Annotated in this window: 10 protein-coding genes and 2 pseudogenes; 5 read left to right on the top strand and 7 right to left on the bottom strand. The window is 68.3% G+C overall.

Translation table 11 applies throughout. The features are described from left to right. Positions 1-39: 39 nt before the first annotated feature. Genes ACIBJF_RS30455 through ACIBJF_RS30435 form a run of 5 tightly spaced genes read right to left on the bottom strand, consistent with a single transcriptional unit; the run spans position 40 to position 4,984 of the window. Positions 40-1,368, bottom strand: coding sequence for an LLM class flavin-dependent oxidoreductase (locus tag ACIBJF_RS30455; protein ID WP_399178476.1), 1,329 nt, complete (start codon positions 1,366-1,368; stop codon positions 40-42). Beyond that, on the bottom strand, positions 1,365-2,423 hold the full coding sequence (locus ACIBJF_RS30450; RefSeq protein WP_399178474.1) for an ABC transporter substrate-binding protein: 1,059 nt from the start codon (positions 2,421-2,423) through the stop codon (positions 1,365-1,367). Before ACIBJF_RS30450 ends, ACIBJF_RS30455 begins: the two co-directional genes overlap by 4 nt. 46 nt (positions 2,424-2,469) lie before the next feature. Then, positions 2,470-3,201, bottom strand: coding sequence for an ABC transporter ATP-binding protein (locus tag ACIBJF_RS30445; protein ID WP_399178472.1), 732 nt, complete (start codon positions 3,199-3,201; stop codon positions 2,470-2,472). Further along, complete coding sequence (locus ACIBJF_RS30440) at positions 3,198-4,091, bottom strand: ABC transporter permease (RefSeq protein WP_399178471.1); 894 nt, start codon at positions 4,089-4,091, stop codon at positions 3,198-3,200. The genes ACIBJF_RS30445 and ACIBJF_RS30440 overlap by 4 nt, the downstream gene beginning before the upstream one ends. Continuing rightward, a complete protein-coding gene (locus ACIBJF_RS30435) occupies positions 4,088-4,984 on the bottom strand; it encodes a TauD/TfdA family dioxygenase (protein WP_366488661.1) in 897 nt (298 codons plus the stop codon). Before ACIBJF_RS30435 ends, ACIBJF_RS30440 begins: the two co-directional genes overlap by 4 nt. Positions 4,985-5,886: 902 nt before the next feature. Here ACIBJF_RS30435 and ACIBJF_RS30430 point away from each other — a divergent pair. Together ACIBJF_RS30430 and ACIBJF_RS30425 are read left to right on the top strand one after the other, a co-directional pair. After that, a pseudogene (locus ACIBJF_RS30430) lies at positions 5,887-6,458 on the top strand (LLM class flavin-dependent oxidoreductase); the annotation flags it as partial. Between the two features lie 176 nt (positions 6,459-6,634). Beyond that, entirely contained in the window at positions 6,635-7,855 is a 1,221-nt protein-coding gene (locus ACIBJF_RS30425; protein ID WP_399178469.1) for an RNA-guided endonuclease InsQ/TnpB family protein, read from the top strand. Positions 7,856-7,900: 45 nt separating this feature from the next. On the opposite strand, the pseudogene ACIBJF_RS30420 reads toward ACIBJF_RS30425, so the two are convergent. Further along, positions 7,901-8,590, bottom strand: a pseudogene (locus ACIBJF_RS30420) (alpha-L-fucosidase); the annotation flags it as partial. A 299-nt stretch (positions 8,591-8,889) separates the two neighbouring features. Next, positions 8,890-11,121, bottom strand: coding sequence for an alpha-L-fucosidase (locus ACIBJF_RS30415; protein ID WP_399178467.1), 2,232 nt, complete (start codon positions 11,119-11,121; stop codon positions 8,890-8,892). Positions 11,122-11,586: 465 nt separating this feature from the next. On the opposite strand from ACIBJF_RS30415, the gene ACIBJF_RS30410 reads away from it, so the two are divergent. The 3 genes from ACIBJF_RS30410 to ACIBJF_RS30400 are packed head-to-tail and all read left to right on the top strand — an operon-like array spanning position 11,587 to position 15,297. Then, on the top strand, positions 11,587-12,651 hold the full coding sequence (locus ACIBJF_RS30410; RefSeq protein ID WP_399178465.1) for a sugar ABC transporter substrate-binding protein: 1,065 nt from the start codon (positions 11,587-11,589) through the stop codon (positions 12,649-12,651). Positions 12,652-12,698: 47 nt separating this feature from the next. Continuing rightward, positions 12,699-14,264 (top strand): sugar ABC transporter ATP-binding protein, encoded by a 1,566-nt coding sequence (locus ACIBJF_RS30405; protein WP_399178463.1) that lies wholly within the window; start codon positions 12,699-12,701, stop codon positions 14,262-14,264. Beyond that, a complete protein-coding gene (locus tag ACIBJF_RS30400; RefSeq protein ID WP_399178461.1) occupies positions 14,257-15,297 on the top strand; it encodes an ABC transporter permease in 1,041 nt (346 codons plus the stop codon). The genes ACIBJF_RS30405 and ACIBJF_RS30400 overlap by 8 nt, the downstream gene beginning before the upstream one ends. The last annotated feature ends 28 nt before the right edge of the window (positions 15,298-15,325 follow it).

Below are 15,325 nucleotides of genomic sequence, written 5' to 3'. Positions count from 1 at the left end.
CTCCCGCCGCTCCTGGAAGCGGCGGGAGTCGCGAGCGGGTCAGCCATGGAACTGGTTCACCGGGACCGGCAGCCCGTAGTGCTCACGCAGGGTCGTACCCTCGTACTCCTCGCGGAACAGCCCCTTGCCGCGCAGGATCGGCAACACATGCTCGACGAAGGCCGCCAGACCCGACGGCAGGGCGGGCGCCATGATGTTGAACCCATCCGCGGCACCGCCCTCGAACCAGGCGATGATCGTGTCCGCGACCTGCTCGGGCGTCCCGATGAACTCGAAGTGACCGCGCCCGCCGCCCAGCCGGGAGATGATCTGCCGGACCGTCAGCTGCTCGCGCACCGCAAGATCGATGATCAGGTCGGAGCGGCTCTGCGAGCCTTCCAGCTTCCGCCTGGCGAGGATGAAGTCCGGCAGCGGCTCGTCGAGTTCGAAGACCGACGGCTCGGTCTCGAACACGGCGGCCAGCTGACGCAGCCCGTACTCCGGAACGCGCAGCTCGTCGAACTGCCGCGCAAGCGCCCGGGCCTCCTCCTCGGTCGACCCGATGTACGGGACGATGCCCGGCAGAACGATCACACCGTCCGGATCGCGGCCCACGGCCCTGGTCCGCGCCTTGATGTCGGCGTAGAAGGCGGCCGCGCGCTCGTACGTCGTGTGCGCGGTGAAGATCGCCTCTGCGTGGCGGGCCGCGAAGTCTTTGCCGTCCTCCGAGGAGCCGGCCTGGACGAGCAGCGGGTAGCCCTGCGGGGGACGCTCGACATTGAGGGGGCCGGCCACCTTGAAGTACCGGCCCCGGTGGTCGAGGCGGTGCAGACGCGCGGGGTCGGCGTAGCGTCCGGTGGCCCTGTCCGCCAGGACGGCATCGGCCTCCCAGCTGTCCCACAGCGCCTTGGCGACCTTCAGGAACTCGTCGGCGCGGGCGTAGCGTTCGGCGTGGCCGGGACGGTCGTCGAGGCCGAAGTTGGCGGCCTCGTCGGCTCCGGCGGAGGTGACGATGTTCCAGCCGGCGCGGCCGCCGCTGACGTGGTCGACGGACGCGAGCCGACGGGCGAGGTTGTAGGGCTCGTTGTAGGTCGACGACGCGGTCGCGATCAGGCCGATCCTGCTGGTCGCCTGGGACAGCGCAGTCAGCAGGGTCAGCGGTTCGAGCTGGCCCGGCGGGCGGAATTCGCCGGTGCCGATGAGCGCCGGGCCGTCCGCCAGGAACAGGGAGTCGAACTTGGCGCTCTCGGCCAGCTGCGCCAGCTCGATCCAGTGCCGCAGGTCGAAGTCCGCCCGGGGATTGCTGTGCGGGAGCCGCCACGCTGCCTCGTGGTGACCCGCCTCCATGAGGAAGGCGTTGAGATGCAGCCGACGCCGTCTCGCGCTCATGAGGTGACCTTCAGCTTGGAGCTGTCGTAACCGGCCGGCAGGAGGTTGTCGGTGATCGACTTGACGTCGACCTTCTTGTTGATCTGCCCCGCCTCCAGGAAGGCGTCGGCGAGCTTCTGCTCCAGCTCGATGTCCGACTGCTCCACCGGGGTCACCCGGTTCGAGTAGGCGGCCAGGGACGCCTTGGCGTCGGCCGGCGGGATGCCCTGCTCCTTCGAGAGCGCCTGCGCGTACTGGTCGGGGTTCTTGACGGCCCAGGCGAACTCTCGCGAGAGCCTCTTCAGGACGTCCGTGAGAGCAGCACGCTTGGTCTTGTCGTTCAGCGACGTGTCACTGGCGACGTAGTAGCTGCTCGTCTGGTCGATCGGCGGGAGCCCCTTCACCAGGATCCGCGCGCCGTTCTTGACCGCGATCGCGGACTGGGGGTTCCAGATCGACCAGGCGTCCACCTTGCCGGTGTTGAACGCCGTAGCACCGGCCGCGGGGTCGAGGAAGGTCAGCTTCACGTCCTTGGGGGTGAGGCCGACGCTCTTCAGCGCGTTCAGGGCCAGGCCGTGGGCCGAACTGCCCTGCGGAACGGCGATCTTCTTGCCCTTGAGGTCGGCGGCCGTCTTCAGCTTCGAGCCCTTCGGCACGATGATGTTCTCCACCGCCTGGTCGGGCGTGAGGGAGCGGTTGACGGCGACGACCTTGAAGCCGTACTCCTTCGCGGCCCCGGTGATCGGTGGTACATCGCCGACGCTGCCGAGGTCGATGTCACCCGAGGCCGCGGCCTGCACGAGCGGGGGGCCATAGGTGAAGCGGGCGAACTTCACCTTGTAGGGCGCGTTGTCGAACACGCCGGTGATCTTCGCCAGCTCCTGGCTGCCGTCACCGCCGTTGTCGCCGATGGTGAAGGTGTACTTGCTCCACTCGGGGTGCTTGGCGTCGCTCGCTGCGGCGGCGTTGCTCAGCGGCGCGGCGGTGTCCGAAGACGACGATCCGCAGGCGACGAGGGTGCTCGCCAGAGCGAGCGAGCCGACGGCGCCGATGATTCTGATGGTTCTCTTACGCATGGGATGTTGTGTGCTTTCTGTGTTGGGTGAGGGTGTTTCGGGGAGGTCAGTGCTGGCCGGCGAGGCCGAGGTCTTCCAGGAGCCGGGCGCGGAGTTCCTCGCGTGCGACGCTCGCCTCGCGGTCCGCGGCGGAGAGGTGCACCTCGTGCGAAGTGCCGATGCGGCCGTTGCTCATGACGACGATGCGGTCCGCCAGGGCGATCGCCTCGTCGACGTCGTGGGTGACAAGCAGCATCGCGGCGTGGTGCTTGGTACGCAGCGCCCGTACGAGGTCGTGCATGCGCAACCGGGTGATGGCGTCGAGGGCCGCGAACGGCTCGTCGAGCAGCACGAGTTCGGGCTCCGAGACCAGGGCCCGCGCGAGCGAGACCCGCTGGGCCTCGCCACCGGAGAGCTCCTTGGGCCATGCCTTCTCACGGCCCGAGAGCCCGACCTCGGCGAGCACGTCGCGGGCCCGCTGTTCGGCGTCGGGTCCGTGCAGGCCGAGGGTGACGTTGCGCAGGACCCGCTGCCATGGCAGCAGCCGGTCGGCCTGGAAGACGATCGCTCGCTTCGACGGGACCTCCACGCGTCCTCCGTCGGGCCGGTCGAGTCCGGCGAGTAGACGCAGGAGGGTGCTCTTGCCGCAGCCCGAGGGGCCGAGCAGGATCACCAACTCCTCGTCGGCGATGGTGAGGTCGAGGTGGTCGAGCACCACCCGGTCACCGAACTGACGGACCACCTGCTCGACGACGACGCCGGTCTGCCGCGAGGGCTCCGTCGCGATCGTGCTGCTCATGACGCCTCATAACTGGGTCGCCACCGCAGCAGCACCCGCTCGAGAACCCGGACGAACTGGTCGGCGAGCAGACCGAGGAGCGAGTAGATCACCAGCCCCACGAAGACCTGGTTGGTCTGCAGATAGGTCTGCCCCTGAGTGATGAGGAAGCCGAGTCCCTTGTCGGCGTTGACCGTTTCGGCCGCGACCAAGCCCAGGACGCTGTAAGCGAGGGAGAACCGCAGACCGACCAGGAACCCCGGCAGGGCTCCGGGCACAAGCACCCGCGTCACCAGGCGCCAGGTGCCCGCACCCGTCGTGCGCGCCATCTCGATCAGCCGCTGGTCGACGCCCCGGATCGCGGCGAACAGGTTGAGATACATCGGGACGCCGGCGCCGAAGGAGATCAACAGCACCTTCGTGAGTTCGTCGATGCCGAACCACACGATCATCAGCGGCAGTACGGCGAGGAGGGGGATCGTGTTGAGCACCTGCACGAGGCCGTTGAACAGGTACTCGCCGCTGCGCAGCACGCCGCCGAGCACGCCGGTGACGATCCCCACCGTCAGACCGATCGCCAGACCGATGCCGGCCCGCTGCAGAGAAATGGCCAAGTCGGGCCCGAGGACGCCCTGTTGCCACAGGTCGGCGGCTGACTTCACGATCGAGGTCGGCGCCGGGGCGTAGGTCTTCGACACCGCTCCGGCCCGGGCGAGCGCCTCCCAGGCGATGAGGATCGCGACCGGAGTCGTGTAGATGCCCAGCGGCCAGCGCAGGCGCTCGCGGAGTCTGCTGAGTGATGTGCTTCGGCGGGCGTCGCGCGGCAGGAACACCTCGCGTTCCCGCGCGCTCGCCGTCTCGGCGTCCGGGCGCTCGGTGACGGCCGCCGCCTTGAGGCTGAGCCCGGTCATGCCGCCACCGCCAACACACTGCTGTAGTGCGACGAATCGCCGACGAGCTGCTCGCTGCGGCGGCCGTCAACACCGGTCGGCACCTCACCCGCGACCGTCACCCGGTTGAGGCGGCGCGGGTGGTCGTCGTAGTTGTCCACCCCGTAGTGCTGGGTGATCCGGTTGTCGAAGATCAGCAGCTGGTTCGGGGACCAGGTCCAGCGCAGGATGTTCTCCGGGCGGGTCACGTACGACTGCAGGATGCGCAGCAGGTCCACCGAGTCGCTGCCCGACAGGCCGACGATCCGCTTGGCGAACCCGCCGATGAACAAACCGCGTTCGCCCGTCAGCGGATGCACCCGCACGACCGGGTGCTCGGCCTCGTAGGGCGTCGAGACGAAGACGCGGTCGTACTCCTGCCGTTCGGCGGTCGCGGCCGCGGGGCGCGCGTAGTCGTACTGGTTCGTGTGCACGACGCGCAGCGTGTCGGCAAGGGAGCGCAGCGGTTCGGGCAGGTCGCGATAGGCCGCGGCGGCGTTGGCGATGAGCGTCTCGCCTCCGTACGGCGTGGTCACGATCGACCGGAGCGTGGTGAGCTGCGGCGGGTTGACAACAAAGGTGACGTCCGTGTGCCATTCGTTGGCCTTGGACGTCTCACTGTCGACGGCGAGCACGTTCGTCGTGCCGTCTGCCGCGGGCACGTTCGGATGAGCGGTCGTCAGCTCGCCGAACCACCCGGCCACACGCTCCTGGTCGGCGTTGTCGAGCCGCACGTCGTCGAACACGATCGCCTTGTGCTCGTTGAGGGCGTCCCGGAGCGTGGTGATCGTCGAGAAGTCCGGCGGCGCCGCGAGGTCGACGCCCTCGACGACTGCGCCGATACGGCCGGTGAGCTTACGGATGGACGGAGGCATGAGGGGGTCCCTCCCGGACGGATGGGCACACCAAGGCGTGCCGGGCAGTTGGATGAAGGCGCTGGTAGCGCGCAGGGCTGATCGACCCGGCACGCGGAACGCCGAATCGGCCGGGCCGGGGAGAAAAAGCGTGGTCGCAGGACTGCTACAGCCGCGTTCTCAGCGACCCGGTCGGCGTGCGCGAACAGGCTTCCGGCTGATACGAGGCGGAGAGCTCACAGGAGGCGGATACGACGATCCGGTGGGGAAGCATCGCAGTGCGGGCGGTTCCACACCGCCCCGGCCCGGCGCGCGCCGGCTACGCACACCGGCCGATGCCGGCGACCACTCGGGTCAGTGACAACAAAACGCGCTGGAGACGTGCGCCAGATCGATGTGGCGCCGCCGGGTCAGGTCCACGCGCGGGTTCATGGGACGGGAGTCCAGCAGACGGCCACCACGTTGGTCAATGCTTTTCCGGGCAGGTCTTGCATTGCGGACACGCAGCACCTCTGCGCCGGTCGACGGCCGCCGCTCGGTACGGCTTGCCCACCGTCGCCGTCGACGGCGACGGCGACGGCGACGGTGGGCAAGATCCGCGCAGTCGAGGCGCAAGAAGGCACGCAGGCGTCCCAGCGGTGAGACGCCCCTCCGCCATGTGCGACCTTGACATTCGCAGGGGCGGACGACGTACGTTGAAAAGGAGATTCCTGACAGCCGGAGGCTTTGATGTACGTACTGGGCGCGGCACCGCGCGGTGCGTGCACCGGTGCACGGCTCATCACCCGGCGGCATGTCGACTACTGCCGTACCTCCTCCGCCGTCTGTCCTTCCGTACACGCCTGATCCTGCCGGCCGTTCCGCCGGCTGTCTCGTCGTGGCCCTGTGGCCGCGCGTCCTCGTGTTTCCCGGAAGGAACCCCATTGACCGGGCCCACCCTGCACCTCGCCGTCGAGATCGACGGCGACGGCGCCCACCCCGCGGCCTGGCGCCGCGCCGCCCACTCCCCCGATCAGCTGCTCACACCGCGCCGCGTGGCCCAGGTCGCCGCCATCGCCGAGAATGCCGGGTTCACCCTGATCACCCTGGATGAAGGCGTGCTGCCGCCCGGCGCCTCACTGGATCCGGTGGGCCGTATCGGCGCGGTGGAGCGGGCGGCCTTCGTCGCGGCGTCCACGAGCACCGTCGGGATCGCGCCCGTCGTCCCGGTCACGTATGCCGAACCCTTCCATGTCTACAGCCAGTTGGCGTCCCTGGACCACATCTCCGCCGGTCGTGCCGGGTGGCTGGTGACGGAGGAGGAGCGCCCCGAGGCTGCCCGGGCCTGGGGGCGGCCGCTGATCGCCGACGCCGCCGCGCGGGCCCGGGAGTCCCGAACGGTGTGGAGGTGGCCCGCGCCCTGTGGGACTCGTGGGAGGACGACGCGGTCATCCGGTCCGTGGCCACCAGCCGCTACCTCGACCGCGAGCGGCTGCACTGCATCGACTTCACCGGGTTCCTCCGAGGATGCCCCGGCCTTCAGGCCGGGGAGGAATCGGACTCCTGCGGAGCAGGGCAGGGACAGCCGGATCGCCATCGGGGCGATCCGGCGCCCCGCCCCGCACGGCGGTGATGCCGCCCACGATGATCGAGAACTCTCAACTGTCAGTGCCCTCGGGTAGGTTCGGATGCATGACGACAGAAGCGACCACGAAGGACACCGGGCATGCCCGGTACACCTTCCGTGTGCGCTTGTCGGCTGCCGCGCGGCGCGCACTTGAAGCGGAGTGGGCGCGCTGTAGGTGGGTCTGGAATGAGTGCGTCGCGAAGTCCCAGCAGGTGCACGTGCAGGGCAAAGCGGGTGGCGAGAAGCTGACGTGTGGTCCGGCTCAGCTCGACAAGATGCTGACCGAGGCACGTAGGGTGTCGCCCTGGCTGGCTGAGGGCGCATCGGTGCCGCAGCAGCAGGTGATACGCGACTTCGCCAAGTCCCGTGCTAAAGCGCTGAAGGACATCAGGGACCGGCTTCCGGCGCACCGCCGGGCCGGGATGCCCAGGTGGAAGAAGAAGCGGGAGGCGCGGCCCAGCCTCAACTACACCAAGCGCGGTTTCCGCCTCAGGGACGGCCGCCTGCACCTCGCCGGCCAGATCGTGCTGACGGTGGTGTGGTCGCGGGAGCTGCCCGCCGACCCGTCGAGTGTGCGGGTGTACCAGGACAGCCTCGGCCACTGGTATGCGTCCTTCGTCGTCCCGGCTCAGGTGGAGCCGCTCTGTGAGAGCGGCCGCGTCCTGGGCGTGGACTGGGGTGTGAAGGAGACCGCCACCACCACCGACGACGCCTACGACCTGCCGCATGCCGGGCACGGCAGGCGGGCCGCGCAGCGGCTGGCGAGGTATCAGCGGATGATGGCCCGGCGCCGGCGTCCGAAGGGGCAGCCCGCATCCGCGGGCTACCGCAAGGCGCAGGCGCAGGCGGCGAAGCTGCACAAGAAGGTGGCGAGGCAGCGGGAGGACACCGCCCGCAAGTGGGCCAAGCGGGTGATGCGCGGCCACGACGGGGTCGCGGTGGAGGACTTCAGGCCGAGGTTCCTGGCGAAGACCACCATGGCCCGCAAGGCGGCCGATGCCGCCATCGCCGCGACGAAGCGTGCCCTGGTCGAGATGGGCCGCAAGCACGCACGGGACGTCCGTCTCGTGCACCCGGCGCACACCACGATGGACTGTGCCAAGTGCGAAGCGAGAACCAAGCACGCACTGCCTCTGTCGATGAGAACGTATGCCTGCACCGTGTGTGGAGCGGTGTCCCCCAGGGACAAGAACTCCGCCCGCGTGATGCTGGTCCGGGCAGGTTGGAACCCGGACGGTGCCGAGGGCGTAAGACCGCCGGGGCCGCCGGCTCCGGTGGCGGCCTGAGCCGTAAATCCCCGCTCAGCCCTGGAGGGCGACGCATCCCCTCCCTTCAGGGAGGGGAGCCTTCAAATGTTCCCTGATGCGCTGGTAGGGAACGGCCTGCTGGCCCATCTGCCAGGCGTAGCCGTCGGTGACGAACATGTCGATGGTGCCGTAGTTGGTGAGCAGTTCGGTGATCTGGTTGAGGATGTAGGTGATGTCGCCGGGCTGAACGGCCTGGTCGGAGGCGACGTTGTGGCGGGTGTCGTAGGCCTGCACGTTGTAGGTGCGGTCCCAGATGGAGAAGTACAGGCCGACCTTGAGGCGCTGGGCCCGGAAGGCGGTCACGTACTGCGCGACGATGTCGTGCGGGTAGGAACTGTTGGCGACGTTGTAGGTGTTGTAGGCGCTGGGCCACAGGCAGAAGCCGTCGTGGTGCTTGGTGGTCAGAACGCCGTAGCTCATCTTCGCCGCCGCCGCGGCCGCCGCCCACTGGGCGCAGTCGACCGCCGTGGGCGCGAACAGAGCCGGGTTCTGGTTCGGGGCGGCCCACTCCTGGTTGGTGAACGTGCCCATGTTGAAGTGGTTGAACATGCCGAATCTCATGTTCACCAGATTGCTGAGATTGGTCTGCAGGTCCGCGGCGGCCGCCTGAGGGAGCAGGCCGGAGAAGCCGGGAACCACGGGCAGCGCGCTCGCGGCCACAGCGGCGCCCGCGGCGCCCAGCAGGGTACGACGGGACAGGCTTCCTGACGACATGGGTGTACTCCGGGGTTTCGGGTGGCTTGGATGTGCCGGGGGTGAGGCGGTCGGAGCGCGATGCTCCGCAGGCACCACCCGGGTTGGGGTATGGCACATACGGCTACGAAGGCGTCGCCCGCGTCGTCGCCTCCGGCAGCAACACTCCGGTGACCGCCGCCGGGCATACCCGCGTGGTCGCCAGGGCCACCAAAGTGCTGCAGCTGACCGAGCTCGGCCGGTACGAGACGTCCGGCGACCGGAAGTCCCCGGTCCCAGGAGCGCGCCCGCCGCAGCCGCTTGTCATGCGGGTGCGAGGGTCACAGCGCCGTGAAGGTCCACAGCAGGTTGGTGCTGCTTCCGTAGGTCCACTGCTTGGTGATCGAGCCCGATGCGACGTTGCCGCCGCCGTCGAGAACCAGGCCGGTGGTGCGGTTGGCGATCGAGTAGCTGTTGCCGCCCCGGGGGGTGATCTTCCACTGCTGGTTCGGGCCGCCGTTCCACGGCGCCTGCCTGGCCGCTGAACCGTCGGCGGTGGCGCCCCAGCCGTCGGCGACCATGCCGTTGGTGCGGTTGACCAGCTTGTAGAAGCCGCCGCCCACCTCGACCGCCTGCCACTGGAGGTTGGGGCTGCTGTCCCAGGTCCACTGCTTGAGGTTGGACCCGGAGGCGACGTTGCCGCCGCTGTCCAGGGCGAGGCCGTCGGTGACATTGGTGAGCCGGAAGTACGTCGACGGGTTGAACTGGACCTTCAGCGAGGTGATCTGGTCGTTGTTGCCGGTGACCCTGAGGTCGGGGTTGTCGGCGGTGAAGGTCCATGAGGTGCCGGTGAAGTTGTCTCCGGAGTAACCGATCACCTGGTAGCCGGGGTTCGGACGGAGGGAGGAGATGGTGCGCGCGCCCAGTCCGGCCGCGGTCAGGTCGGCCGCGGTGTAGTCGCCGAGGGTGAACGCGGCTGAGCTGCCGGTGTAGTTGACGTCCGCGAAGGCGACGGCGCCGGCGAGCGGCAGCATGCCCGGGATGGTGCCGGAGAAAGAAAGCTTCAGGACGTAGGCGTTGGCACTGTACGGCGCAGAGGCGGGCAGGGTGACCGTGAGGCCGGAGGAGTTCTGGACCGGTGTGGGCAGGTCGATGTAGGTGCCGGCGGTGGAGCCGAGCAGCTTCACCGAGGTCAGCGAGGAGAGGTTGATCCGGTCCGAGCTGAGAGTCTTGATCGTCGGTGAGCTGCCCGGCCAGCCCAGGACGGTGGCGTACAGGACGTTGCTGGCCTTGTTCTGGGTGAAGCGTATGTCCTGCGCGGTGCCGGCCGTCGGATTGGTGAAGGCGCCGCCGCCCATCTTCGTCGGGCCTTCGCCGTACACCGTCCAGGCGCGGGTCGAGTAGATCGACTCGCCGAAGCGCTTCAGGTGGTCGCCGATGCCGAGCAGGATGTCCTTCTGTGCCTGGGGGATGGTGCCGTCGGCCATCGGCGCGATGTTCAGCAGCATGTTGCCGTTCTTGCTGACCCGGTCGATGAACGCGTGCAGCATCTGCTTGATGCTGTAGTAGCCGATGCCCTGCGTGTAGCACCAGCTGGAGTTGGAGATGCTGTCGTCGGTGAGCCAGTACGGCGCGGTCAGGTCGGCGGGGCCGCCGCGCTCGTAGTCGAAGATTTCGCCCTTGTTGTCGAACCCGTCCTTGTAGGTGGCGACGACCTCGCGGCCCCAGGCGTTGGCCTGGTTGTAGTAGTAGGACAGGAAGTTCAGGCGCTGCGCCTCGTCGACCGCGTCCAGTTTGAAGTCCTGCCAGAGGATGTCCGGCTGGGCGAGGTCGATGACCTCCTTGAGCTTGTCGTACCAGAGCTGGTTCTCCTGCGTCCTGCTCAGCTGCCCGTACAGCTTCTGCAGGCTCGGGTCCGACTGCGCGGGGACGTGGTCGTAGAAGCCGTTGTAGTGGTACGCGTGGTGCATGGCGACCAGCAGCTTGAGCCCCTTGGCGCGGATCGCCGTGGTGAACAGCTGCAGCAGGTTGAGCTTCGGGCCCTTGGCGACCGAGTTCCACTCGTTGACTTGGCTGTTCCACATGGAGAAGCCGTCGTGGTGTTCGGCGACCGGTCCGGCGAACCTCGCTCCCGCGTCGACGAACAGCTGCGCCCACTCGTCGGGGTCGAAGTTGCCGCCCGCCGACTTCAGCTTCGGTGCGAACTGCACGGTGTTCCCGGTCAGGTCCTTCGCCCCGTTGATGAAGTTGTGGTACGGCCACACGGACGGGTCGCCGTAGGTCGCGATGTGGTGCTGGTTGGCCGCGCTGCCGGCTATGTACATGTTGCGCGGGTACCACTCGTTGTCGTAGGCGGGAGCGCTGAAGACGCCCCAGTGGAAGTAGATCCCGAACTTCGCGTCCTGGAACCACTCCGGGGTCGGCGGGTGCTGGTCGACCGAGGTCCAGTCGGGCGTGTAGGTGCTCGGTGCCGCCTGTGCGACGCCTCCTCCGAGGCCGCCGCCGGCGATGGCTGCCGCCGCTACACATGTGGCGGCCGACAGGAACTGGCGTCTGTTGAGAGAACTCGGCATAAGGACATCCGGGAAGTCGGGGACGAGGGGACACACGACGCCCACGGTTCCGGGGCGCCGGAGGTTACGCACGAAGTTCGACCATGTGACGCACCGATGTCAACGGGCGTGCAGGGATGAAAGCACCCCCTTGACTCGCACTTTTGTCGTATATAGGTGCTATCGCCCTATTGTCAGGCGCCAGACATGGAATGTTTGCGGGCCGCTCGAGAGACGCGCCAACACAACGGAAGTCCACGGACAAGCCGTCAGCGCATCACGAGTACGCATCATTGATGGGATTGATTCAGCCCCCGCTCACCGCCGCGAGATCCACACCCACCACGTTTCCAGCATTTTCTCCCGACACCTGGACAGCCCCCTCGGTCGCCGCCTATACATACATCCCATCTCTTCGATGTGGCGGCACACAGCTGTCGCCGCGGAAACCATCTCCCGCTCCGGGACCAGCGCGAGGAAGTATCCGTGAGACTCAGAACTGCTCTCTGCTCCACCGCCTCAGCCCTGTCCGCCCTGGCGCTGCTCAGCGCGTGCAGCAGCGGCTCGGGCACCGCGTCCACGTCGAGCGACGCGCCGCTGGTCGGTGTCGACTACCCGCGTTCCGACACCGACTTCTGGAACTCGTACATCAAATACACGCCCGAGTTCGCCAAGAAGCTCGGCCTGTCCCTCAAGACCACCAACTCGCAGAACGACGTCGCCAAGCTCACCGCCAACGTGCAGACGTTCATCAGCCAGGGTGTCAAGGGCATAGCGATGGCTCCGCAGGACACCGCCGCCATCGCACCGACGCTGGGGCAGCTGGAGGCGAAGAAGATCCCGGTCGTCACCGTGGACACTCGCCCCGACACCGGCAAGGTGTTCATGGTGGTGCGGGCCGACAACCGCGCCTATGGCGAGAAGGCCTGCCAGTTCCTGGGCACGAAGCTGAACGGCAAGGGCAAGGTCGTGATGCTGGAGGGCGGGCTGGACTCCATCAACGGCCGCGATCGCACCGAGGCGTTCAACGACTGCATGAAGAAGAACTACCCCGGCATCAAGGTGTTCGGCGAGGCCACCAACTGGGACGGCGCGGTCGCCGCGCAGAAGCTCCAGACCGACCTGACCGCCAACCCGGACATCAAGGGCGTCTACATGGAGTCCAGCTTCGCACTGTCCGGCACGCTCCAGGTGCTCAAGCAGAAGGGCCTGTTGGTCGACCCGAAGGACAAGAAGCACGTCTTCGTCGTGTCCAACGACGGTATCCCCGAGGAGCTGAAGGACATAGCCGCCGGGAAGATCGACGCCACGGTCTCGCAGCCGGCCGACCTCTACGCCAAGTACGCCCTGTACTACGTGAAGGCGGCGATCGACGGCAAGACGTTCAAGCCCGGCAAGACCGACCACAACAGCACCATCATCCAGGTCCGTGACGGTCTGCTCGAGGACCAGCTCTCCGCTCCCCTGGTCACCGGCGACGGCGGCACCTACGGCGGCGTGTCCAGCGTCAAGAGCAACGACACCTCCCTGTGGGGCAACAACCTCGGCTGATGTGCCCTGCCAGGAACCCAACGGCTAACGAGTACAAGGCGGTTGTGATGAGCGACGGGGAGCGAGCAGTCAGCCCCGCGCCCGCCCCGGCGGACGACGGACGGTCCCAGGCGGGCCCGCCCGTCGTCGAGGCGACGGGCATAGTCAAACGATTCGGTCCGACGGTCGCCCTCAACGGCGCGCGGATCACCATCAGGCCCGGCGAGACCCACGCGCTCGTCGGCCGCAACGGGGCCGGCAAGTCCACCCTCGTGTCCGTCCTCACCGGACTCCAGGCCCCCGACGAGGGAACGGTCACCTTCGGCGGCAGCCCCTCACCACGACTCGCGGACCGCGACGCCTGGCGAGAGCGCGTGGCCTGCGTCTACCAGAAGTCGACGATCATCCCCACCCTGACCGTCGCCGAGAACCTCTTCCTGAACCGGCACGACCACGGCCGCGGCCGGCTCATCAGCTGGCAGGGTGTGCGCCGCCGGGCGCAGGAGCTTCTGTCGACGTGGTCCGTGGACGTCGACCCGCAGACCTCGGCCGGCGATCTGAGCGTGGAGCAGCGGCAGTTCGTGGAGATCGCCCGGGCGCTGTCCTTCGGCGCCCGGTTCATCATCCTCGACGAGCCGACCGCCCAGCTCGACGGGGCGGCCATCAACCGGCTCTTCGACCGGATCCGGCACCTGCAGCGCCAGGGCGTGACCTTTCTGTTCATCAGCCACCACCTCCAGGAGGTCTACGAGATCTGCGACATGGTGACGGTGTTCCGCGACGCCCGGCACATCGTGACCGCGCCGGTCGCGGAGCTCCCCCGCACCGAGCTGGTCGCCGCGATGACCGGCGAGGCGGCGGTCGACCGGCTGCAGGTGCGGTCGAGCACCCTCGACCGCACCGCCACGCCCGCGCTGTCCGTGCAGGCGCTCGGCAGCGACGGTGCTTACGGTGATGTCACCTTCCAGGTGGGCGCCGGGGAGATCGTCGGACTCGCGGGTGCCGCCGGCAGCGGTCGCACCGAGGTCGCCGAGACCGTCATAGGGCTCCGAGCGGCCCAGGCGGGCGAGGTGGAGATCGCCGGGCGGCGGCCCCGGCCGGGCAGCGTGCCCGCAGCGCTCGCCGCCGGCGCCGGGTTCGTCCCGCAGGACCGGCACCATCAGGGATTCGTGCCCGACATGTCGATCGCGGACAACGCCACGCTGTCCGTTTCTCACCGGCTCGGCAAGAACGGCTTTCTCAGCCGTGACCGACGGGACCGGCTCGCCGACAACATGATCGAGAAGCTGGCGATCAAGACCCCGGGACCCGAGCTGCCCGTCTCCGCGCTCTCGGGCGGCAACCAGCAGAAGGTCGTCATGGCCCGCGCCCTGGCCGACGACCCCCGGCTGCTCGTCCTGATCAACCCGACCGCGGGCGTGGACGTGCGCTCCAAGGAGTTCCTCCTCGGCAAGGTCGAGGAGACCGCGAAAACCGGCACCGGAGTGCTCATCGCCTCCGACGAACTCGACGACCTGCGCATGTGCGACCGGGTCCTGGTGATGTTCCAGGGCCGGGTGACCTCAGAGATCGCCCGCGGCTGGCACGACCACGAACTCGTGGCCGCGATGGAAGGAGTGGACCTCAATGCCTGAAACCGTCCTCGCGGACGCAGCCGCCAAGGCCATGGACCCCAAGCCCAGGCGCACCGCGCTGCTCGGCGGCCGGATACCCCTGGCCCGCCTGCGCGACCTCGCCCTCGTCCCCGCGATCGTCGTCATCGCGATCGTCGGCCAGATCGTCAACCCGGTGTTCCTGCAGGCCGACAATCTCATCAACGTCCTGCAGACCATGTCCGAGATGGCCCTGCTGGTCCTCGCCCAGACGATGATCCTGATCGTCAAGAAGATGGACCTGTCCCTGGAGTCCACCATGGGCCTCGCGCCCGGAGTCGCGGCCTGGCTGGTCGTCCCGGCCGGCGCCGGACACGGACTCGGCCTGCTCCCCGGCGCCTGGGCCATCCCCGTCACCCTCGCCGTGGGCGCACTCGTCGGCGTGATCAACGCCCTCCTGATCATCCGCTTCGGCCTCAACGGCTTCATCGTCACCCTCGGCATGCTCATCGTCCTGCGCGGCATCCTCACCGGCATCTCCGGCGGCCAGACCTTCTTCCAGCTGCCGCACTCGATGCTCTACACCGGCACCGCCGAATGGTTCGGGATGCCCGCCTCCATCTGGATCTGCCTGGCCCTGTTCGCGATCGCGATCGTGGTGCTCGGCTGGACCAGCTTCGGCCGCTCCCTGTACGCCATCGGCGGCAACGTCGACGCGGCGAAGGCGGCCGGCATCCGTACCGACCGGGTGCTGTGGATCGTCATCGTCACCGGCAGCGTGCTCGCCGCCCTGGCCGGCCTGATGCTGTCCGGACGCCTGGCCTCGGTCGCCTCCGCGCAGGGCAACGGCTACATCTTCACCGTCTTCGCCGCCGCCGTCATCGGCGGGATCAGCCTGAACGGCGGCAAGGGCACCATGTTCGGCGCGTTCTGCGGCATCCTGCTGCTCTTCATGATCCAGAACGTGCTCACGCTGGCGGGCGTCCCCGCCCAGTGGATCGGCGCTCTCAACGGCCTGATCATCCTGGTCGCCCTCGCCATCTCCCGCATCACCGGCGGCAAGGTCCAGGAGTGACCCGGGCGGCCCCACCGGGCCGCCCGAC

The sequence above is a fragment of the Streptomyces sp. NPDC050743 genome, from assembly GCF_044456925.1.
Taxonomy (GTDB): domain Bacteria; phylum Actinomycetota; class Actinomycetes; order Streptomycetales; family Streptomycetaceae; genus Streptomyces.
The sequence above is the reverse complement of the archived record's forward strand: the minus strand, read 5'-3'. Positions and strand labels throughout refer to the sequence as shown.